The organism is Listeria valentina (genome assembly GCF_011800755.1).
GTDB lineage: Bacteria > Bacillota > Bacilli > Lactobacillales > Listeriaceae > Listeria > Listeria valentina.
In genome coordinates, this window is record NZ_JAATJW010000041.1 from 1 (window position 1) to 20,587 (window position 20,587).

20 protein-coding genes, 1 tRNA gene and 1 pseudogene are annotated in these 20,587 nt (G+C 39.8%); 12 read left to right on the top strand and 10 right to left on the bottom strand.

All coding sequences use genetic code 11. The features are described from left to right. Positions 1-115: 115 nt before the first annotated feature. The 3 genes from HCK02_RS09585 to ltaS form a co-directional block, all read right to left on the bottom strand. Complete coding sequence (locus tag HCK02_RS09585; RefSeq protein WP_167629896.1) at positions 116-865, bottom strand: SDR family NAD(P)-dependent oxidoreductase; 750 nt, start codon at positions 863-865, stop codon at positions 116-118. 106 nt (positions 866-971) lie between these two features. Next, on the bottom strand, positions 972-2,213 hold the full coding sequence (locus HCK02_RS09590; protein ID WP_167629897.1) for a dicarboxylate/amino acid:cation symporter: 1,242 nt from the start codon (positions 2,211-2,213) through the stop codon (positions 972-974). Between the two features lie 123 nt (positions 2,214-2,336). Next, a complete protein-coding gene (gene ltaS / locus HCK02_RS09595) occupies positions 2,337-4,337 on the bottom strand; it encodes a lipoteichoic acid synthase (RefSeq protein WP_167629898.1) in 2,001 nt (666 codons plus the stop codon). A gap of 197 nt (positions 4,338-4,534) precedes the next feature. Here ltaS and HCK02_RS09600 point away from each other — a divergent pair, with 197 nt between their 5' ends. The 5 genes from HCK02_RS09600 to putP all read left to right on the top strand — a co-directional run bounded on the left by HCK02_RS09600 (position 4,535) and on the right by putP (position 9,463). Continuing rightward, positions 4,535-5,146, top strand: coding sequence for a DNA-3-methyladenine glycosylase (locus HCK02_RS09600; RefSeq protein WP_167629899.1), 612 nt, complete (start codon positions 4,535-4,537; stop codon positions 5,144-5,146). 54 nt (positions 5,147-5,200) lie between these two features. Further along, on the top strand, positions 5,201-5,872 hold the full coding sequence (locus HCK02_RS09605; protein ID WP_167629900.1) for a class A sortase: 672 nt from the start codon (positions 5,201-5,203) through the stop codon (positions 5,870-5,872). 116 nt (positions 5,873-5,988) lie between these two features. Next, positions 5,989-6,720, top strand: coding sequence for an MBL fold metallo-hydrolase (locus tag HCK02_RS09610; protein ID WP_167629914.1), 732 nt, complete (start codon positions 5,989-5,991; stop codon positions 6,718-6,720). A gap of 17 nt (positions 6,721-6,737) precedes the next feature. Next, entirely contained in the window at positions 6,738-7,733 is a 996-nt protein-coding gene (gene lplA, locus HCK02_RS09615) for a lipoate--protein ligase (RefSeq protein ID WP_167629901.1), read from the top strand. A gap of 257 nt (positions 7,734-7,990) precedes the next feature. After that, on the top strand, positions 7,991-9,463 hold the full coding sequence (gene putP, locus HCK02_RS09620; RefSeq protein ID WP_167629902.1) for a sodium/proline symporter PutP: 1,473 nt from the start codon (positions 7,991-7,993) through the stop codon (positions 9,461-9,463). 54 nt (positions 9,464-9,517) lie between these two features. Here putP and HCK02_RS09625 read toward each other — a convergent pair. Beyond that, positions 9,518-10,312, bottom strand: a pseudogene (locus HCK02_RS09625) (SDR family NAD(P)-dependent oxidoreductase). 18 nt (positions 10,313-10,330) lie between these two features. After that, a complete protein-coding gene (locus HCK02_RS09630) occupies positions 10,331-11,173 on the bottom strand; it encodes an aldo/keto reductase (RefSeq protein WP_167629903.1) in 843 nt (280 codons plus the stop codon). A gap of 130 nt (positions 11,174-11,303) precedes the next feature. On the opposite strand from HCK02_RS09630, the gene HCK02_RS09635 reads away from it, so the two are divergent. After that, positions 11,304-11,657 (top strand): winged helix-turn-helix transcriptional regulator, encoded by a 354-nt coding sequence (locus HCK02_RS09635; protein WP_167629915.1) that lies wholly within the window; start codon positions 11,304-11,306, stop codon positions 11,655-11,657. 20 nt (positions 11,658-11,677) lie between these two features. On the opposite strand, the gene HCK02_RS09640 is transcribed toward HCK02_RS09635, so the two are convergent. Then, positions 11,678-12,646 carry a glycosyltransferase family 2 protein gene (locus HCK02_RS09640; protein WP_167629904.1) on the bottom strand — a complete coding sequence of 323 codons (969 nt, stop codon included), beginning with the start codon at positions 12,644-12,646 and terminating at the stop codon, positions 11,678-11,680. A gap of 18 nt (positions 12,647-12,664) precedes the next feature. Continuing rightward, entirely contained in the window at positions 12,665-14,785 is a 2,121-nt protein-coding gene (locus HCK02_RS09645; protein ID WP_167629905.1) for a glycosyltransferase family 39 protein, read from the bottom strand. Between the two features lie 214 nt (positions 14,786-14,999). On the opposite strand from HCK02_RS09645, the gene HCK02_RS09650 reads away from it, so the two are divergent. From HCK02_RS09650 to nfsA, 4 genes are all read left to right on the top strand, one after another. After that, positions 15,000-15,070 (top strand) — tRNA-Gly (locus tag HCK02_RS09650). 94 nt (positions 15,071-15,164) lie between these two features. After that, on the top strand, positions 15,165-16,301 hold the full coding sequence (queG, locus tag HCK02_RS09655; RefSeq protein WP_167629906.1) for a tRNA epoxyqueuosine(34) reductase QueG: 1,137 nt from the start codon (positions 15,165-15,167) through the stop codon (positions 16,299-16,301). Between the two features lie 10 nt (positions 16,302-16,311). Further along, positions 16,312-16,821, top strand: coding sequence for a tRNA (uridine(34)/cytosine(34)/5-carboxymethylaminomethyluridine(34)-2'-O)-methyltransferase TrmL (gene trmL / locus HCK02_RS09660; protein WP_167629907.1), 510 nt, complete (start codon positions 16,312-16,314; stop codon positions 16,819-16,821). 15 nt (positions 16,822-16,836) lie between these two features. Further along, on the top strand, positions 16,837-17,574 hold the full coding sequence (nfsA, locus tag HCK02_RS09665; RefSeq protein WP_167629908.1) for an oxygen-insensitive NADPH nitroreductase: 738 nt from the start codon (positions 16,837-16,839) through the stop codon (positions 17,572-17,574). Positions 17,575-17,605: 31 nt separating this feature from the next. On the opposite strand, the gene HCK02_RS09670 is transcribed toward nfsA, so the two are convergent. From HCK02_RS09670 to HCK02_RS09680, 3 genes are all read right to left on the bottom strand, one after another. Next, positions 17,606-17,767, bottom strand: coding sequence for a lmo0937 family membrane protein (locus HCK02_RS09670; RefSeq protein WP_167629909.1), 162 nt, complete (start codon positions 17,765-17,767; stop codon positions 17,606-17,608). 70 nt (positions 17,768-17,837) lie between these two features. Beyond that, the gene (locus HCK02_RS09675) at positions 17,838-18,308 is read right to left on the bottom strand and encodes a low molecular weight protein-tyrosine-phosphatase (RefSeq protein ID WP_167629910.1); all 471 of its coding nucleotides are present in this window, start codon (positions 18,306-18,308) and stop codon (positions 17,838-17,840) included. Positions 18,309-18,322: 14 nt separating this feature from the next. Then, complete coding sequence (locus HCK02_RS09680) at positions 18,323-19,045, bottom strand: SMI1/KNR4 family protein (RefSeq protein ID WP_167629911.1); 723 nt, start codon at positions 19,043-19,045, stop codon at positions 18,323-18,325. A 184-nt stretch (positions 19,046-19,229) separates the two neighbouring features. On the opposite strand from HCK02_RS09680, the gene HCK02_RS09685 reads away from it, so the two are divergent. Together HCK02_RS09685 and HCK02_RS09690 are read left to right on the top strand one after the other, a co-directional pair. After that, complete coding sequence (locus HCK02_RS09685; RefSeq protein ID WP_167629912.1) at positions 19,230-19,703, top strand: Dps family protein; 474 nt, start codon at positions 19,230-19,232, stop codon at positions 19,701-19,703. Between the two features lie 166 nt (positions 19,704-19,869). After that, positions 19,870-20,172: a HesB/YadR/YfhF family protein gene (locus HCK02_RS09690; protein WP_167629913.1), complete on the top strand. Its 303-nt coding sequence runs from the start codon at positions 19,870-19,872 to the stop codon at positions 20,170-20,172. The last annotated feature ends 415 nt before the right edge of the window (positions 20,173-20,587 follow it).

A 20,587-nucleotide genomic window follows, 5' to 3' on the forward strand; every position in this document is an offset into this window, starting at 1 on the left:
TTTTTCCATTTTTATAGAAAAAAACGCCCATCCCTCTTCTTTCTCATGGAGGGATCGGCGTTTTTCGACAGTCTGGAGCGATATTTTATCGCTCTTCTTTAGTCGTTTTTTAGAATTATTGTGCGTAATAACCACCATCAATAGGCAGTTCAATACCTGTAACGAAATTAGCTTCGTCACTTGCGAGATATAGTACGCCGTAAGCAATGTCGATTGATTTTCCAAGTCGTGGAAGAGGAGTAAGGGATTGGAACCAATCGCGCGTTTGTTCATTTTCAAAGAGTTCTTTCGTCATTGGAGTTTCAATATATCCTGGGTGTACCGAGTTGCAACGGATGTTTTTCTTCGCGAAGTCAACAGCAACGGCTTTCGTCAGTAATCGAACGCCACCTTTAGATGCTGTATAAGCACTCGCGCCAGATCCACCTGTTAACCCAGCGATCGATGAGATATTGACAATGGAGCCGCCGCCTGATTTTTCCATGTGTGGAATAACGTGGCGCATACCAAGAAATGTCCCTTTTAAATTTACATCAATAACTTGATCCCATTTTTCAAGACTAGTTTCTACAATATTAAGGTCTGTGCTGATTCCGGCGTTATTAACGAGAATATCAATCTTCCCAAATTTCTCGATAGCCAGATCCACTACTTTTTTCCAATCTTCATCTTTTGCAACATTGTGCACCATTACTTCAGATTTAGGACTGATAGCTTTGATTTCTTCCCCAGTTTTTTCAATCAAATCTTTTTGCATATCTGTAGCTACAACGATTGCTCCTTCTTTTGCAAATAAAAGAGCTTCTTCTTTTCCTTGTCCTCCTGCTGCACCAGTAATAATCGCAACTTTGTCTTGTAATCTCATCTTGAATTTCCTCCTTTTAAAATTCAGTATAGCGCTTACATTTTTATTATAAACCACAAAAAAGAGCAGTTCCATAAAACTGCTCAAATTTGAGTAAGTATTCTTGTTAAGCGGTTATTTTTTTCTTTAACCAATTTTTTCCTTCGACAAAGCGAGCAACGAGCATTGCACACACGGTATTTCCAGTCGAGTTGAGCAAAGTAGCAGGTACATCAATAATCGTGCTGATAATCATGATGGTAGCCACAAGCTCAGCTGGGAAACCGAAAACAGCACAGATTAAGAGCTCTCCTGTCATCCCGCCACTTGGGATGGCTCCCATGACGGCGCCAACTAGAAAGGCGACACCAAGCATGGCAAGGATGCTTCCAAAACTTGACATATCTTTTCCAAATAGCGTAAATAAAAAGGCAATCTTGAGCATTCCACCGATCACGGAACCATCTTTATGGGTATTGGCTCCAAGCGGAATGACCGTTTCGGCAATGTCATCTGGAACCCCCATTTTTTTAGTAGCAACGAGATTCACAGGAATAGATGCAGCACTTGATGATGTAGCGATGGCTGTGATCGCAGGAGTAAGTACGTTCTTCCAGAAGGTGCGGATACCCGCTTTTCCACCAGCAATGAAGGCGTAAAGCGTATTTAAGCCGAAGAAACTTACGACGGTCAGCGCCAGGTAAAGCAAGAAGGCATTTAAATAGCCACTAATGATTTGTGGTCCAAGTTTGCCAACTGTAACCGCGAAGTAGCAGCCGAGTCCGATCGGAGCTGCGTACATAATCACTTGGACGATTTTTAAAATGACTTCCGTTGCAGAGCGAAGTAAATCAGCTACAGGACGTCCTTTTTCACCCGACATAGTGGTTGCAAGGCCGAACAAGATAGAAAAGATAATGAGCGGCAGTAAGTTTGATTTCGTAAATAAATCTAGGAAATCAGGAACCGTGAAGGTGTCAACAATCACTTGACCGATCCCTTTGCCGCTTTCAGCATCGACCTTTGGCAAATTTGCAAGCAGGGAGGAGGTATCCACATTATGTAAAGGATTAAATAGTTTAACGCCAATCAAGGCGATAATACCTGCAATCATCGCTGTTGAGAAAAACACGATAAAAATCGTACCAATAATTTTTCCAAGTCGCGCCATTTGACGCATATTTGCAATAGCAGAAGAAACACTTAAAAAAACAAGTGGCACAATGACAACAAACATTAAGTTTAGAAAAATGTCTCCAATCGGTTTCACAACTGCTGTAGCTTCACCGAAAATAACGCCAGCGATCCCTCCAAGAATAATTCCCGATAATAGACAGATCGTAAAAGCATAATTTCGTAAAATTTTCATGTTAACCGTTCCTTTCTCATTAAAAAAACCCCTCTTAAAAATATAGCAAAATTAAGCAAGAAAGAAAAGAAGAGAATAAAATAAAAAAGCTTCCTGAACTGATCCAGTTCAGGAAGCTTTTGCTTATTTAGTACTTTCGCTTGTCGCTCCGTTTGATGTCGACTTATCATCTGATTTGTTCTTTTTCGTTTTCTTGTTGTAATTGTAATCATTTGGATCTGTTTTCTTGAATCCTTCCGGCGTATAGAAACGCAAGAGATCTCCTTGTAAAACAGAATCGGAAAGTTGAAGTTCTTTGGATACCGTTTCTTTTGTTTCTTTCATTTCAGGTGTTTCGGTTTCAATAACTTCACCTGTTTTTTGATCGTAGTACTTACCACCGATTAAGGAGTAAGTTGGGCTGATAAAGTCACCATTTCTAAATGGTACAAGTTGCTTATGTTCTTTCGAAAGCAAGTCCGATCCCATTTGAAGATAGTTTTTCGTATCGATACCTAGCAAGCTAAGAACCGTTGGTAGAACATCAATTTCGCCACCATATTGTTCTTGAATGCCGCCTTCAACACCCGGAACGTGAATCATTAGAGGAACACGTTGCGCTTGAGCATTTTCAAATGAATTGTAATCTTTACCGAGAATTTTCGTCATTGCTGCAGCATGGTTATCTGAAATTCCGTAGTGGTCACCGTACATGATAATCACGGAATTGTCATATAAACCTTTTTGCTTCAAGAAATCAACGAAAGCTTTTACAGATTCATCTAAATAATGAGCAGTTTGGAAATACGTATCCACGGATGAATCCCCAGTATTTGCAGGTTCAATCGTTGCATCCTCATCGCTAATTGGATAAGGGAAGTGGTTCGTTAGTGTAATGAATTTCGCATAAAATGGTTGTTTCAGCGATTCGATATAAGGCTCAGACTCGGTAAAGAATGGTTTGTCTTTTAGCCCGTAGTTCGAAACATCATTATCATTCATATCATAGTAGCTTGCATCAAAGAAGTTTTTATAACCAAAGTGTTTATAAACTTCGTCACGATTCCAGAAACTCTTATAGTTACCATGGAAAACAGCTGAATCATAGCCTTGTTGTCCAAGAATAGCCGGTGCAGATTGGAAGGTATTTGATCCTTTTGTTGTAAAGGCAGATCCCTGAGGAAGTCCATAAAGCGAATTCTCAAGCATCATTTCCGCATCTGCTGTTTTTCCTTGCCCAGTTTGATGGAAGAAATTTGTGAAGCTTAGCGTATTTTTATCTTTAAAGAATGAATTGATAAACGGCGTGACTTCTTGTCCGTTTAGTTTGTAATTCACTAAAAATTGTTGGAAGCTTTCAAGGTGAATGTAAATAACATTTTTTCCTTTAGCTTTTCCAAAATATTCTACGTTAGGTGCTGCATACTTCGATTTTGTATAGTTTAAAACTTCATTTACATCACTGCTGTCAGCAAGTGCTCGCTGTGTTTGCGATTCTGTACTTTTCACAGCATCATAAATTTGATAGTTTGTCATACCGAGATATTTCACAATATAGTTGCGGTCAAACGTTCTTGTTAAAAGTTCAGGCCGATCGATTTCAGCCATTCCCAAGTTGGCAAGGAACATCGCGACTCCAAGAGTTAAAACACCGACTACTTTTCTTGCACGAATTCTTGCTGTGCGATCTGGTTTAGCAAATTTGAAAACAAGCAGACTGATCAAGAACAAGATATCAACAAAGAATAAAATATCTGTCCAGTGCATCAGTGCTAGTACACTGCCACCCATGTCGCCCATGTTTTGCATTTGTTTTGGATTTAAGTTCGGAAGCGTGATGAAATCCGAGAAGAACCGATAATAGACCATATTCGCATACAGTACAAAAGTGAGTAAAAAATCAATGATAATGATCCAAATAAAGGAACGACGTCCTTTTGCAAATAAGGCAAGCCCCATGAAGAATACGGCTGTACTCAACGGGTTAATAATAAGTAAAAATTGTTGCATTGCATTTTCTATACCGAGTTTAAACTGCGTTTCATAAGCAATTACTGATTTTAGCCAGAATAAAATGACGGCTAGAATAAAAAATCCATAATTCTTGCTGAGGAATGTTTGGATTTTTCCTTTTCCATCCTTCATGTTACACCTCTCCTACACTCTATTTAATAGTTTTTTGTCTTCCAAGTACGTCGTAAAAATTCATAAAATGTTAAAACTATACGACTAACATTTTAACACAATTTTAACATAAGGGAAATGATAACACATGCGTCTCAAGTTGGAAAAAAGAAATCGTTTTTTGTATGATAAAAGAAAAAGATAAAGAGGTAGTCAAAATGAAACAGTCAGCCACTTTTTTTGAAAACAAGAATACAATTGAAGTTGCACGCGATTTGCTGGGAACAATTCTTGTGCACGATACGGGAAAACATCTTTATAAAGGGTTCATCGTAGAAACGGAAGCGTACTTAGGAGCCCTAGATCAGGCTGCGCACAGCTATACAAATAGGCGAACCAAACGGACGGAGATCATGTTTGGGAAACCGGGTGCGGTTTATATGTATCAGATGCATAGACAAGTGCTGCTTAATTTCATCACGATGGAAGAAGGGGTGCCAGAAGCCGTTTTAATTCGCGCGATTGAGCCACTCACGGAACAGCGAGCCATGCAAGAAAATCGCTCTGGAAAAGGGGGGCTTGAGCTGACAAACGGCCCCGGGAAACTCACTCAAGCGTTTGAACTGAAAATTTCGGACTACGGAAAAACGCTTTTTGACAGTAATATCTGGCTAGAAACGGGAGAAACTCCTAAGCAAATTGATGCGTCTCCAAGGATTGGCGTTCCCGGAAAAGGATTAGCGACTTATTATCCACTACGATTTACGGTTCATGGGAATCCATATTTGTCTGGGAAAAAGCAAATTATTAGAAGCGATCATGGATTTTGATTTGAAGTTAGATAAGCTCTAAGCTATAATGAAAAAGCATTGAGGAGGAAAACTATGAGTCGAACAAAGAAAATTATTGCGATTATCATTTTAATCATCGGATTATTACTTATTTTTTCACCGTTCATTAAGACGGCTATCGTTAAATATATGAGTGGTCACGGGGATCTAACAAGTTATTCTGCAAAGGATCTCGACAAAAATAATAATAAAAAAGCCACTTTTGATTATGATAGCGTTGAACTTCCATCCATGTCGAGTGTCCTTAAAGGCGCGACCAATTACGATAAAAATGCTGTCGTGGGTTCTATTGCGGTACCTTCGGTTGACATTAATTTGATGATTTTAAAGGGAACCAATACGTCAAACTTAATTGCCGGAGCAACAACCATGCTTCCTGACCAAACAATGGGAAAAGGTAATTATCCACTTGCAGGGCATCACATGCGTAATCAGTCTGTTTTATTCGGTCCACTTATGGATGTGAAAAAAGATGCTAAAATTTATACGACAGATTTGAAAAATGTTTATGAGTACAAAGTTTCTGAAACAAAAATTGTGAATGAAACGGAGGTTAGTGTCCTTGAAGATGCAGGAGATGATCGGATCACTTTAATTACCTGTGACAAGGCAACGGAAACAAGTAAACGGCTTGTTGTAGTCGGAAAGCTTGTGAAAACCGAGAAGCTAACGAAAAAATTACAATCTAAATACTTTGCAAAATAAGCGTTAAACCTTTCTGGAACACCCCAGAAAGGTTTTTTATTTGGCGAAACTTTGTGTTTTGGCTTAGAGGCAAATTTGTTGTATGATAAGAAGGTGAAGAGAGGGTGACAAATCAAATGAAATTAACGGTTTTTGGACATTGGGGTGGCTATCCGAAAGCAAACGATGGCACTTCCAGTTATTTACTTGAAGAAGATGGGTTTAAACTCTTAGTTGACATTGGGGCAAGCGCAGTTGCGATCATGCAAAATTACGTGGATCCAAATACGATTGATGCGGCGATTATTTCGCATTACCATCCAGATCATGTTGCTGATTTAGGAATTTTACAACATGTCCGGTTGCTATCGCCAAGTCAAGAAAAGCCGCCCGTTCTTCCAGTTTATGGTCATAAAGAAGATGAGCGCGGTTTTTCTTATCTCGAAATGGAAGGCGTGACAAAAGCACATGAATACCATGAAGGCGATATCCTTAAACTTGGTCCGTTCACCATTTCATTTTTGAAAACAATTCATCCCGTGCCTTGCTATGCGATGCGGATTGAAGCGAATGGAAAGGTATTTGTTTATACGGCTGACAGTGCTTATCAAGACAGCTTCATTCCATTTGCTAAACAAGCTGATTTACTCGTTACGGATACTAACTTTTTTAAAGAGATGGCAGGTAAATCTAAAGTGCATATGGCAAGCGTTGAAGTCGGAAAACTGGCGCGACAAGCAAATGTCAAATCACTTCTTCTCAGTCACTTACCGCAAGTAGGAGATCTAGAAAAGTTGAAGCAAGAAGCAAGTGAAACTTATGCTGGACCGATTGAACTTGCAACAAAAGGCTTTACAAAAAATATATAGAAAAAGGGGAAAAGCAGATGTATTTTGTCGACAATAACAACGAAAAAGATCCACGAATCAATTTAGCAGTAGAAGAATTTATTTTAACCGAGTTAAACCTTGATGAACCAGTTCTTTTGTTTTACATTAATAAACCTTCAATTATCATTGGACGTAACCAAAATACAATAGAAGAAATTAATACAGATTACGTTGACAAAAATAACATTATCGTTGTCCGTCGTCTTTCTGGCGGTGGCGCAGTTTACCATGATGAAGGAAACTTGAATTTTAGTTTTATCACAAAAGATGATGGCGATTCCTTCCACAATTTCGCGAAATTTACACAACCAATCGTTGCAGCGCTTCGTAAATTAGGAGTGAATGCTGAACTAAAAGGACGGAATGACTTATTAATTGATGGTTATAAAGTTTCTGGGAATGCGCAGTTTGCAACAAAAGGCAAAATGTTCTCACACGGGACGCTAATGTATGATTTAAACTTAGAACATGTCGCAGCTTCCCTTAAACCACGTAAAGATAAGCTTGAATCCAAAGGAATTAAATCGGTTCGTAGCCGGGTAGCGAACATTGCTGACTTTATGGATAAAGAAATGACAACAGAAGAATTTCGTGATTTATTGTTGCTTTACATTTTTGATGTGAATGATGTGTCAGATGTGAAGGAATACAAACTTACAGATGCGGACTGGGAACGAATTCATGAGATCTCGAAAGCTCGTTATGCAAACTGGGATTGGAATTACGGAAAATCGCCTAAATTTGATTTAGAACGCACGAAACGATTCCCAGTGGGTTCGATTGATATTCGCTTGAATGTTAACAAAGGACAAATTTCTGAGATTAAAATTTTCGGTGACTTCTTTGGTGTTGCTGATGTGACAGAACTTCAGAAAAAATTAACAGGTGTCACATACAAAAAAGAAGATCTTGAAAAAGCACTTTCTGATGTGGATATTCAAAGTTATTTTGGAAACATTACGAAAGAAGAATTCTTGGAACTTCTTTATTGAGTAAAATCATTTTAACGCAGCGAGGACGAACTCTTCTCGCTGCTTTTTTTGAAAGCGGAATAGGTCTTTTGTCTTATTTTTTATTGTCAACGATTGTAACTTGCAGGCAGTTCTAAGAGGGAGTGAGCCCGTTCTATGGGACTATTTTCAATTTGCAATCCGTTTTCAGTATGTTATGGTAAAAAACATATCAATTAGCAAAATTAGAAATTGGAACATTTTGAATTTTCGCTTATCGAAAAGGAGTGGCTTATTTCATGGAATTTGGAGTATATTTTTCAGTTGGCGTCTATTTGCTATTAATGGTCGCAATTGGAATTTATGCGTATCGGAAAACGAACGATATGTCTGACTATATGCTTGGAGGGCGTTCACTCGGACCAGCAGTAACAGCCCTTTCAGCAGGAGCTGCAGATATGAGTGGCTGGATGATTATGGGGCTTCCAGGCGCGATCTATAGCACAGGACTTGCAACAGCATGGCTTGCACTTGGACTTGTGTTAGGCTGTTACTTAAATTACATCATCGTAGCCCCGCGACTTCGCGTTTACACAGAAGTAGCAAAAGATTCACTTACCCTTCCAGACTTTTTCAAAAATCGCTTTCAAGATAAAAGCAATGTCCTACGTGTCACCTCAGGCCTCATTTTGATTGTTTTTTCAACTCTTTATGTCACAAGTGGAATTGTCTCAGGTGGAAAGCTATTTGAATCCACCTTCGGATCGCAGTACTTAACAGGTGTTTTGATCACGATGGGAATCGTCGTCATCTATACCTTTATTGGCGGATTTCTTGCAGTCAGTTTAACAGATTTTGTACAAGGCGCATTGCTTTTACTCGCGCTTGTCATTGTACCTGTTGTAACGCTAACACATATTGGAGAAGGAGAAGGCGTCAAAATTTATCATCAAATTGTAGGAGCCAACCCAGATTTCTTTAATATCGTAACAGATGTTTCGATTCTGACCATTATTGGCTACTTAGCTTGGGGGCTCGGTTACGCAGGACAGCCACATATCATCGTTCGCTTCATGGCGATCAAAAGTCATAAACAAATGAAATCGGCAAGAAGATACGGTGTTTCTTGGATGATTGTCAACATGCTAGGCTCAATGGGAGCCGGCTTGACGGGTCTGTTTTATTTTAAACAGCAAGGCATGACGTTAGCTGACCCTGAAACTATTTTCTTAAAGCTTGCAGATATTTTATTTAATCCATACATAACTGGATTTATCTTAGCAGGTGCGCTTGCAGCTATTATGAGCACCATCTCATCACAGATTCTTGTTGCATCGAGCTCGCTTGTGAATGATTTGTTTCTTCTATTATTCAAGAAAAAAGCATCGAGTTCACAAAAAGTGCTGTATAGCCGTTTAGCAGTTCTTCTTGTATCCCTCGCAGCGACCATCCTTGCCTTTATGCCTAATAAAACGATTTTAGAAATTGTTGGCTACGCTTGGGCAGGTTTTGGATCAGCATTTGGCCCGATGATTATTTTCAGCTTGTACTGGAAGCGAATGACGAAAGAAGGAGCCGTAGCTGGAATGTTAACTGGCGGCCTCGTCGTCGTGATTTGGATTGTGACTGGGCTATCGAACTGGCTGTATGAAATGGTGCCAGGATTCTTATTATCTTGCCTTGCGATACTCATTGTCAGCAAACTAACCAAAGCGCCGCAAAAAGGGGTATTACGTCAGCATCAAAATCAAAATGAAATACTAGAAAAGTGAACGAAAAAAGAGGAAATCCAGTCAAAACTTGGATTTCCTCTTTTTGACTTTGTTTTAAAAAATAGTGGGAATTAAGCCACCATCCATGCGCAAAGCTGCTCCAGAGAAAGAAGGAGAGAAGGGGCTGGCAACAAAAGCTGCGAACCGACCAATTTCTTCAGGACGAATGAAACGTTCAATTTGGGAAAGTGGCCGGTGATGTTTCATAAAATCTTTTTCCTACTCAGCTTTTGGAAGCTTACTATCTTGGTACATGGTTTCAAGCATGGCTGTTACCCCTTCTGTTAATGTTGAACCAGGTAAGATGGTATTTACGGTGACCTGTGTGCCTCGTGTTAGTTTGGATAAACTTTTTGCAAGCGACAAGTTCATAGTTTTCGACATGCTGTATTGAGGCATTTCACCGGAAGGCATTAACGCTTCTTCGCTAGCAATGAAAAGGATGCGACCAAAATCTTGTTCAAGCATTTTAGGAAGGTAATGTTTAGCGAGTGCATTTCCAGATAAAACATTGACATGAAAGAATTTTTCCCAAATGGCATCTGAAATATCCTGATAGTCCATTGGCTCAAAGATTCCCATGTTGTTGATAAGAATATCCACTTGTGGAAAGGCCTGAAACAAGTTTTTCCTTTCTGCTTCATTCGTGATATCAGCTGTGGCCGCTTTTGGAGAAGAATTTGGAAACTGTTTCTTGATTTCAGTGATGACTTGATCTACAGCTTCTTGCTTACGTCCGTTTATAAGAGGAATGGCGCCTTCTCTAGCCATTTCAAAGGCAATCGCTTTTCCAATGCCTTTTGTAGACCCCGTAATAAGAACCGTTTTATTAGTTAGACCTAAATCCATTTTTATTCCTCCCTTTTATTAAACAAAATCAAATTGATCGGGATCTGGACCAACACGGAGATTTTCATTTAGTGCCGTTATTTGGCTTAATTCTTCTTGCGTTAATTCAAAATCGAACAATTGTGCATTGCTTTTGATTCGTTCTGGTTTTGCGGATTTGGAAACTACTAAAATATCTTGTTGAATATCCCAACGAAGCACAATTTGTGCAACAGAACGCTGATGAGTTTGAGCAATATTCTCTAAAACAGGATCCGATAAAATCTGGCCTTGCATGAGCGGGGACCATGCTTGGATGCGGATATCTCTTTCCTTACAAAAAGCGCGTAATTCTTTTTGGATTAGTTTAGGATGTAGTTCAATTTGATTGAGAACAGGTTTGATAGTTGCAAAATTTAGGAGTTCTTCCAAATGATGCTTTTGAAAGTTACTCACGCCGATTGCTTTTATTTTTCCTTGGCGATACAAATCTTCTAAGGCTTTATAAGAAGTGCGAAACGCGTCTTTCCCCGGCCAGTGTATCAAATAGAGATCCAAATAATCGAGTCCTAGTTTTTCAAGACTTTCGTTTAAAGCTTGGATGGTGTCTTCGTAGGAAAGATGATTATTCCAGACTTTAGAAGTAACAAATAAATCTTTACGTTCTAAACTAGCAGCTTTTAAACCTTTCTTTATTCCTTCACCTGTTCCCTCTTCATTTCCATAAATTTGAGCGGTATCAATGAGACGATACCCCGTTGTAATGGCTTCTTTTACTGCTTCACTTGCATCTTGATTTGCGACTTGGAAAACACCTAGGCCAAAACCCGGAATCTTTGTCCCATTTGCGAGTTCAACGGAATCTTGTAATGACTGAATCAATTTAAATCCTCCTTTTGACTAATTATTGGAATACTATATAATAAAACTATCCATAAAGCTAGTACCTACTTTTTTGTCTGATAGGGACAAAAAAGTAATTAATGGAGATAGAAGGGATGAGAGAAGAATGATGGCAGAAAAAATTTATAATATTGGGGTAGAAGCAACGATGGATGTGATTGGGGGCAAATGGAAACCAATTATTCTATGTAACTTACGCTATGCTTCACTTCGACCAAGTGATTTAAAACGAAAGATTCCGGATATCAGTCAAAAAATGTTGACTCAACAGCTTAGAGAACTTGAAAAAGATAATATTGTAAGTCGCGAAGTGTATCAGCAAGTTCCACCCAAAGTAGAGTATTCACTTAGTGATTACGGAAAATCGCTAACAGCGGTGTTAGATATTTTATGCGACTGGGGAGAGGCCCATGTTAAACATTTAGTACAAAACGGGGAGAGCATTATACTCCGCTGTGAATAATACTCAAAAAAGAGAGGAGCTCAAGCGAGCTCCTCTCTTTTTCTAACTTCGAAATCAAATCCATTGGCTTCATCAACGATATAACGAGGCCGCACTTTAACATCCTCAAATAGCCGTGCGAGGTATTCTCCGATGATCCCCAGAAGTAAAAAGCAACTTCCAAAAAGAATAAGCAATAAAACAGCAATTCCCCCTGTGCCTGACAGCTGCTCGCCTGTAACTCCCCATTTGATCAATAGGACAAGGAGGCAAAGGAATCCTGCCCCTAGTGTGAAGCTCCCTAAATAACTGGCAAGTTTAAGCGGTAAGTAGGAAAACGAGGTGATACCATCAAGTGATAATTTCACCATTTTCCTGAGCGGATATTTTGTTTCGCCATATAAACGCGCATCCCGTGTATAGGTGATTTCTGTCTGTCTAAAACCGATCCAGCTTACTTGCCCACGTACGAACGGATTTTTTTCATCAATCAGGCGCAATTGCTCGCACACTTTTTTGTCCATTAAGCGGAAGTCGCCTGTATCTAATGGGATGGACGTTTCCGATACTTTGTCTAGAATACGGTAGAATAGGCTTGCCGATAATTTTTTAAATGGAGATTCGCCTTTTCGTGCAGAACGTTTTGCATAAATCACATCGTAACCTTCTTGCCATTTTTGAATCATTTCTGGAATTAATTCCGGCGGGTCTTGGAGGTCGGCGTCGATGACGACAACGGCCTCCCCAGAAGCATAATCCACGCCAGCAGTAATAGCCAGTTGATGACCAAAGTTTCTTGAAAAATGCAGAACTTTAACATGCTCATCATGCCTTTCCATTTGATCGAGCTGCCGTTTTGTATCATCCCAACTCCCGTCGTTGACAAAGAGAAGTTCATAATTTGCCGATAAATTCTGCAAAACATCTGTTAAACGAACATAGCTACTTTGTAAAACTTCTGCTTCATTATAGACGGGAATGACGATGGAATAGTTGATCTTATTTAACATTTGCATCCATCCTTTTCTTTATTTGAGTAGATAAAGCGTGCCGTTTCCAGTGCCATTTGTTCCAGGCATTCCGCCGCTTTGTCCACTGGTTCTGGTTTTGCTGGCAGAAGAAGTTGCATCCGTGTCGCCTCCATATTCTGAAGCGTCAACTTCTGTACCATTTTTCTCAATCCATTTAATCACAGATGAATCGGCCGCTTTGCTGTTACTTGGAAGATAGAAATATTTCAATTCTCCATCTTTGATCATTTGTTTAAGTTCTTTAACAGTAAGTGTCGGGTCAGTGCCGTTAAAACCTCCAAGTGCTAGAACTGCTTTTTTCGTTTTGATAATATAAGGGCCGGCAGTTGTTGAATCAGTTGTACCAAACAGATAAGTTTCACGAGTAGTATTCTTCTCCAAGTAACTAATTAGATTGGTGTCAACAGTCGCATCAGCAAAACCTCCGCCGCTAGAAGTAGCAAGCTGTGGCCCAGTTTCTGGAAGTGAACTATTGCTTCCATAAATGAGTGGAGTAAGCGACCAGTAGGTAGGTGCAGCAAGTAATAAAATCAGCGAAACAGTAGCAAGACCAGTTGTTAATTTTTGTGATTTCATACGGGAGAAGAGCAACAAACCAGATCCTATAATTGCTAGAACTCCAAGTGTAATTCCAAAAACGAAACTGTATTGGCTAACATAAAAGGCCTGCAGCACGCCTGTTGCTGTAATGGACGCTGGCAGAAGAGCAGTTTTCCAGCCGCTTTCTTGGCGGAATAATTGAAGCAATGCGATAAAACCAGCACCTGATAAGGCTGCTATAGCTGGTGCAAGCATGATCAAATAGTAATGGTGGAAAAAGCCTGCGACACTGAAGAAACCTGCAACTGGAATCAGCCAAGCTGCCCAGAAAACCATTTCTTTTTGAGTTTCTGATAGATGGAACCACCGTTTCTTTTTATAACGATAATTGAAGAAAATTCCTAGCATACCGAAAAGCGCAAGCGGTAGGAACCAGCTGATTTGATCACCAAGAGCTGTTTGGAAGAGACGAAGCGGTCCTTTTTCACCCGTTCCGAACATGCCCCCGCTATTTTGCTGCATCTTCGAACCGTTGTTTCCGCCCGGTGCTCCATTATTATTGTTGCCTGAAGAACTAGGGGCCCCATTTGCATTACTTGGAGGATCACCTTGCTGCCCTCCAGATGGCGGCTGTCCGCCGGTTCCTGATTGTCCATTCCCATCCGGGGCACCACTTGGAGGAGTGCCTCCGCTAGGATTTCCATCTGATTGTCCACCGGAAGGAGGTGCCTGCATACCTTCACCACCACTACTTGATGAACCCTGCGGTCCATCAGTTCCGTTAGTCCCCATTCCAGTTTCTTGACCTAAGAGACGTTCTACACCGTTATAACCGAAAGCAAGTTCGAGAACGGAATTCGTTTGGCTACTGCCAATATAGGGACGAGAATCAGCATTTGTGCTGTCGACAACCATTGCCCATGAAACAGAAACGCCCAGCATGAGAACAAGAGCAATTCCTAACTGCAAAGTTTTTTTCTTCCAAGAAATTTTTGTTCCGATTAGGTAAAAAAGAATAAAGGCTGGAAGTACCATATAAGCTTGAAGCATTTTAACATTAAAGCCAATACCTATCATGATAAAAGCAAGCAATAGCCATCCGAATTTCCCTCGGTTCACTGCCTTAAATAAGAAGAAAGTGCCAAGGAGGAGGAAGAACACTAGAATAGCGTCCACATTGTTTGTTCGATTTACTGCAACTGCGATGGGGGTTATAGCAAGAACAAGCGAAGCGATACGCGCCGCCCATTTCCCAAAGCGCGGTTTAATTAATAGATAGAGTAAAAAGACAGAGCCAATACCTGCAAGTGCTTGTGGTAAAATCACACTCCAGCCATGAACACCAAAGATTTTGGCGCTGAGAGCTTGAAACCAGAAGGCAACAGGTGGCTTATCCACAGTGATAAAACCAGCTGGATCAAAAGCTGCATAAAAAAAGTTATGAAAATTTTGTACCATACTAGTTACAGCTGCAGTATAGTAGGGATTGACAGTTTCATCATTCCATATCCCGTAAAAGTTGAAAAAAGCGGCAATTAAGAGAATGCCAACTAAATAAGGATCTATTTTTTTCTTCATCAAATCACCTCGTTCTGTTAGAGTACTTTTAGTGTAAAAGTAAAATGTGAATAAGCTATGACGGTTCTGCGAACAAATTTTAAAAGGAATAAGAAAGGAATTGGATGAAATGAAGAAAAAGGAAGAAAATTTTATAAAAAAGTCTTGTCAAAATGAAAATTCGGTGATATGATATAAAAGTTGTTACGGACAACTCTTATAACCTAGTCATGATGCGGGTGTAGTTTAGTGGTAAAACCACAGCCTTCCAAGCTGTTGTCGGGAGTTCGATTCTCCTCACCCGCTCTTTATAAAACTGTTACTAACGCAGTGTTTCGACCTTTTTAAGCGAAGCATTGCGTTTATTTATTTTCTAGGCAAGAAAGGTGGAGGAAGCGCAGTGGATTTAGAGCAATTAAAAGCAGACATTCAGGCATACGCCACCGAAATCGGCATCCAAAAAATCGGTTTTACAACAGCGGATCCCTTTCTCTTTTTGAAAGAGCGCCTTGAAATAGCAGAAAAAGAAGACGTGCTAACCGGCTTTGAACATCCGGTGCTTGAAGAGCGCGTCTACCCAGATCGCATTTTTAACGAGCCTAAATCGATCATCGCGATCGCACTCAGCTATCCGTCCAAACTAAAGATGAGCCCAGTCAGCCGAAAAGAGGCGAGGCGGGGTGTATTTGCGCGGGCTTCATGGGGAATCGACTACCACACGATTTTGCGAGAAAAACTAGCGCTTCTTGAGGCATTTATCAAGGAACGCGTTCCGGATGCTGTCATGAAATCAATGGTCGATACCGGTGAACTTTCGGATGTAGCTGTTGCAGAGCGTGCGGGGATTGGTGCTCGAGGTAAAAATACCCTACTTATAACTAAAGAATACGGTTCTTGGGTTTATCTTGGCGAAATGATCACGAATTTAGCTTTTCCGCCAGACGAGCCAATCGGGGATTTGTGTGGGGATTGCAATCAGTGCGTCAAAGCTTGTCCAACGGGTTCACTGCTTGGGGAAGGGAAAATGAATCCTAAAATCTGTCTAAGCTATTTAACACAAACCAAAGGCTTTCTTGAAGAAGAGTATCGCGAAGTTTTACATAATCGTCTTTATGGCTGTGATACTTGCCAGGTAGTGTGCCCATATAATCGCGGCAAAGATTTCCATTTTCATGAAGCTATGGAGCCGGATCCTGAACTTGTCCGCCCAGAGCTAAAGCCGTTACTCAAAGTTTCTAATCGTGAGTTTAAAGAAAAATTTGGCGATATGGCCGGATCATGGCGAGGCAAAAAGCCGATTCAACGAAATGCCATTATTGTTTTAGCACGCTACAAAGACAAAACGGCGGTAGAGCCACTGATTGATTGCCTAACAAATGATCCTCGGCCTGTTATTCGCGGAACCTCGGCTTGGGCGCTTGCTAAAATTGGTGGTGAAGAAGCGGAACAAGCCATCCAAATGGCACTTACGGTAGAAGAAGAGGAAGAAGTTCTTATGGAACTTGAAAATGCCAAAAAAATCATAGAGACAAAGTGAGGAAGAAACTATGCCAAATCATGTTGTACTTTATCAACCAGAAATCCCTGCCAATACAGGGAACATTTCGCGGACTTGTGCCGGAACTGACACTCATCTGCATTTAATTCGCCCACTTGGATTTAGCACGGATGACAAAATGTTGAAACGAGCTGGACTAGATTACTGGGACAATGTTAACTTGACTTATTATGACTCGCTGGATGAATTCTTTGCAAAAAATCCAGATGGGCATTATTATATGATTACCAAATTTGGACGCCATCTTTATAGTGACGTTGATTATAGCGATGCAAATGAGCATCATTATTTTATTTTTGGAAAAGAAACGACAGGGCTACCAGATGAGCTGTTGCGAAAATATGAAGAGACGGCCCTTCGAATTCCGATGACGGATAAAATTCGTTCGCTAAATTTATCGAATACAGCGGCCATTTTAGTATACGAAGCTTTAAGACAGCAAGCATTTCTTGATCTCGATCAGATGCCGCACTACGATCGCAAAATATTTGAAGATTAAAGGAGAGCATATACAATGAATCAAACTGTTGAACAATTACTCAGCCATTATTCAGTTCGGGCTTTTTTAGATAAGCCGCTTTCAGATGACCAAATCCGGTTGCTTGTCGAAAGCGCTCAGGCGGCTTCAACGTCCAATTTTGTCCAAGCTTATTCCATCATTGGCGTCAGTGATCCGAAAATTCGAAGGGAGCTTGCAAGAATCTCCGGCGGAATGAGCTATGTGGAAAAAACCGGACAACTTTTCGTTTTTGTAGCCGACTTAAACCGAAACAAACAAATTGCAGAAAGCAAAAAAGAAAATCCAGCTTCCCTTGAAACAACAGAAAAAATGCTTGTAGCTATCATCGATGCAGCCCTTGCGGCACAAAATATGGCGGTTGCTGCCGAAGCAATGGGACTTGGAATCTGTTATATCGGTGCCATTCGAAATGACATTGAGCGCGTCTCAGCGCTTTTAAATATTCCAGAACATGCCATCCCACTTTTTGGGCTTACGATTGGCTATCCAGAGCAAAATTCAGCACCAAAGCCACGGATGCCGTATCAACTCGTTTATCATGAAAATGAATATCAAGCGAAAGAAACAGCGCTTTATGAAGCTTATGATACGACGATCAGCGATTACTACACTAACCGCACGGGTGGCGTTCGTAATGAAACATGGACTGATCAAATTGCAGAGGGTATGAAAAAACCCGTCCGGATGGATATGAAGGCTTTTATTGAAAAACAAAAACTAGGACTTAAATAAAAAAGGTTTGCCGGCTGCGGCAAACCTTTTTTTATCTTCTTTTATTACGGGCGGATTGGATCAAATTCCAGATGATCAAAATTAAGATGACGACTAGAAGAATGTTAATTAAGCCGCCCGCAATGTGGAAAATGATTCCGATCAACCAAAATACAAACAAAATGACAATGATTCCCCAAATGATTCCAAGCATGTGATTCCCTCAATTCTTACTTCTTTTGATTCGCTCATTTCTTTTTCCCGTAAGCCGGGTTTTTGAAACATTAAAGTTGTTTTTCACGTCGAATGGTGGCAAGGAGTCCTTTTACGCCAGCAGTTATCAGGCGCTCGGTTTCCTCAAAGTCTCCTGTGTAGTAAGGATCCGGAATGTTTGCTTTTTCAGGATTTGAAACGAAATTCATGAGTTTACCTACAAAAGCCTGTGATGCTGGATCGCGTAAGGCTTCAATATCTGCCAGGTTATTATCATCCATGCCGATAATGTAATCGGCAGTCAAATAATCATCACGATTGATTTTTCGCGCTCGCATGCCGCTTGTATCTACCTGGTATTTTTTTAGAACCTGCTGCGTTCCCCGGTGAGGAGGATTCCCCAAATTCCAAGAACCTGTTGCTGCGGAATCTACAGTAATCTGATCCGCAAGGCCTTCATCTTGAATTAACTTTCTAAATAGTCCTTCTGCCATTGGTGAACGGCAAATGTTACCTAAACAAACAAAAACGACTTTAATCATACTTCAACCTCCAGTTAATAATTATCTTCCCATTCTTTTTTTAAGGATGCCCATTTTTCTGTTTGGTTATGGAAAAGCGAAAAGAAAGCATCCACGGTTTCTTTTGGTAGTTTCCGCTTGAAATACAAAATTTGATTTTCAAAAAGCCGGTAAGCACTCTCTTCGTTTCCAGCTGTTATTAGTTTTTTTAATTGATCAAAATACCATTCTTTATCTGCGTCGTCTTCAAGTTCTGCTAGAATGGCTTCCTGTGCGCTTTTTGAGCGACTCTGAAGCATGATTTCAAGCTTATCATGGCTGTAAGTGGAAAGCTCGCCATTTGCAAATTCGGCGTCATAAAGTTTATCCAGAAAATCCTTGAAATTCTCTGCTACTGGTAAGACTTGCAGCGTTTCGAAGTCGACATAAAGAATGCTTGGCTCGCTTGTTTGGTAGTCAAATCCAAGAAAACGATTTTTATCTTGAGAAAAATAAATTTTTTTACCTGGAAGTGGATTTTGGTCTTGAAACGGAATCGTTGTGATGAGCTCATGAAGCCCGAAAAGTCGGTAAACTTCTAAAAAGTCAAAACCGTAAGAAGTGGGTTCACTCGTTTTTAGAAGGTTTTTTCGCAGTAAGCCACCATTTTGTAGGCGGATGAGTTTTTTATAGCTTTCAGGTAAGCAAATGTTTTCTTGCGCTTCAAATTGTAAAATGGATTTTTCTTTTGCCGCTATTTTACTTGCATCAGGCCACATGTTGTAACACCTCCGTTTTCATTATGCCGAAGTTTCTCAGAAGATGCAATTCAAATTGACGTTTTATTTATCCAAAATGTGGTATAAATGAACTAGTGAGTCATCTAGGCTAGACATCTGTGAAAAAATATACTATAATAATTATTAAATGATAATAATTATAATTTAAAAGGAGCTAGAAAACATGAAAACCATTAATTCAGTAGATACGAAAGAATTCCTGAACCATCAAGTAGCTAATTTAAACGTCTTTACGGTGAAGATCCATCAAATTCACTGGTACATGCGTGGTCGCAATTTCTTCACGCTGCACGAAAAAATGGATGATTTGTACAGCGAATTTGGGGAACAAATGGATGAAGTAGCAGAACGTTTACTTGCAATCGGCGGAAGTCCTTATAGCACGCTTAAAGAATTTTTGGAAAATGCTAGTGTGGAAGAAGCACCTTATACGAAACCAAAAACAATGGATGAAATGATGGAAGACTTGGTTGCTACACTTGAATTACTTCGCGACGAATATCAACAAGGAATCAAGCTTACTGAAAAAGAAGGCGACGATGTTTCAAATGATATGTTGATCGGATTTAAAACAAGCATCGATAAACATATTTGGATGTTTAAAGCTTTCCTTGGAAAAGCTCCACTTGAAAAATAAAATGATTAGCTGGATCCGAATGTTGAAGCGACATCCGGATCTTTTTTTCTTGCCTCGTGTTTTAAAATCTTTTTTCGTGGTAAAATGTAGGATACTTGAGGAAGCAGATAATGTGCTTTTTACGCGAGAATCTGCTAATCTTACATTAAACTGAAGGAGTGAGGATATGGAAATTAAAGTGACGGAAAAAGCGCGTGACTGGTTTAAGGACGAATTTGATGTTTCTGGCGAAAATGGTATTCGTCTGTTCGCAAAATACGGCGGTTCCAATAGTTCCTTGCATCCCGGTTTTTCAATCGGAATAGCTGCTGAACCACCTGTTGAGGCAGTTGTGACTGTTAATGAAGGCGGCCTTAAGTTTTTCATTGAAGACCATGATTTCTGGTTTTTCAAGGATCATGACTGGGCAATTGACTATGATCCGAAAACGGAAGAAGTGAAATTTTCTCATCGTGAAAAAGTAAAATAAATTTATAGCTGTCTAGTTTTTTTACTGGATAGTTCCTTGAATGGTGAGCTTCTTGATTTTTATCAAGGAGCTCTTTTTGTTTACAATATGTACAAAACGAAAGGAATGATCTTGTTTCCAAATTATTCATGTTTTCTGCAAACATACTTTATATGTATTGATTTTTTAGTTAAAAATAAGATGTATACTATTAATACGCAATTAAAAAGGGATGTTGAGTAAAAAGGGAGACAGATATATGACACAAATTCTTGGATCGAAAATTAAAGATGTGATGATAACTCTACAGAATAAACGTGTTGAGTTATATTGAATGGTGAAAATACAGCATAAGAAAAAAAGAAGTTTTTATGTTCAAGATCCAACTAGAATTTATTTTAATAAGAGCGGGCAATTAATAGTTAGAAAGATTATG

What these genes read in the sequence shown, in the direction of transcription:
- HCK02_RS09585 (WP_167629896.1), bottom strand. Translation starts at nt 865, where the DNA reads ATGAGATTACAAGACAAAGTTGCGATTATTACTGGTGCAGCAGGAGGA.
- HCK02_RS09590 (WP_167629897.1), bottom strand. Translation starts at nt 2,213, where the DNA reads ATGAAAATTTTACGAAATTATGCTTTTACGATCTGTCTATTATCGGGA.
- ltaS (WP_167629898.1), bottom strand. Translation starts at nt 4,337, where the DNA reads ATGAAGGATGGAAAAGGAAAAATCCAAACATTCCTCAGCAAGAATTAT.
- HCK02_RS09600 (WP_167629899.1), top strand. Translation starts at nt 4,535, where the DNA reads ATGAAACAGTCAGCCACTTTTTTTGAAAACAAGAATACAATTGAAGTT.
- HCK02_RS09605 (WP_167629900.1), top strand. Translation starts at nt 5,201, where the DNA reads ATGAGTCGAACAAAGAAAATTATTGCGATTATCATTTTAATCATCGGA.
- HCK02_RS09610 (WP_167629914.1), top strand. Translation starts at nt 5,989, where the DNA reads ATGAAATTAACGGTTTTTGGACATTGGGGTGGCTATCCGAAAGCAAAC.
- lplA (WP_167629901.1), top strand. Translation starts at nt 6,738, where the DNA reads ATGTATTTTGTCGACAATAACAACGAAAAAGATCCACGAATCAATTTA.
- putP (WP_167629902.1), top strand. Translation starts at nt 7,991, where the DNA reads ATGGAATTTGGAGTATATTTTTCAGTTGGCGTCTATTTGCTATTAATG.
- HCK02_RS09635 (WP_167629915.1), top strand. Translation starts at nt 11,304, where the DNA reads ATGGCAGAAAAAATTTATAATATTGGGGTAGAAGCAACGATGGATGTG.
- HCK02_RS09640 (WP_167629904.1), bottom strand. Translation starts at nt 12,646, where the DNA reads ATGTTAAATAAGATCAACTATTCCATCGTCATTCCCGTCTATAATGAA.
- HCK02_RS09645 (WP_167629905.1), bottom strand. Translation starts at nt 14,785, where the DNA reads ATGAAGAAAAAAATAGATCCTTATTTAGTTGGCATTCTCTTAATTGCC.
- trmL (WP_167629907.1), top strand. Translation starts at nt 16,312, where the DNA reads ATGCCAAATCATGTTGTACTTTATCAACCAGAAATCCCTGCCAATACA.
- nfsA (WP_167629908.1), top strand. Translation starts at nt 16,837, where the DNA reads ATGAATCAAACTGTTGAACAATTACTCAGCCATTATTCAGTTCGGGCT.
- HCK02_RS09670 (WP_167629909.1), bottom strand. Translation starts at nt 17,767, where the DNA reads ATGCTTGGAATCATTTGGGGAATCATTGTCATTTTGTTTGTATTTTGG.
- HCK02_RS09675 (WP_167629910.1), bottom strand. Translation starts at nt 18,308, where the DNA reads ATGATTAAAGTCGTTTTTGTTTGTTTAGGTAACATTTGCCGTTCACCA.
- HCK02_RS09680 (WP_167629911.1), bottom strand. Translation starts at nt 19,045, where the DNA reads ATGTGGCCTGATGCAAGTAAAATAGCGGCAAAAGAAAAATCCATTTTA.
- HCK02_RS09685 (WP_167629912.1), top strand. Translation starts at nt 19,230, where the DNA reads ATGAAAACCATTAATTCAGTAGATACGAAAGAATTCCTGAACCATCAA.
- HCK02_RS09690 (WP_167629913.1), top strand. Translation starts at nt 19,870, where the DNA reads ATGGAAATTAAAGTGACGGAAAAAGCGCGTGACTGGTTTAAGGACGAA.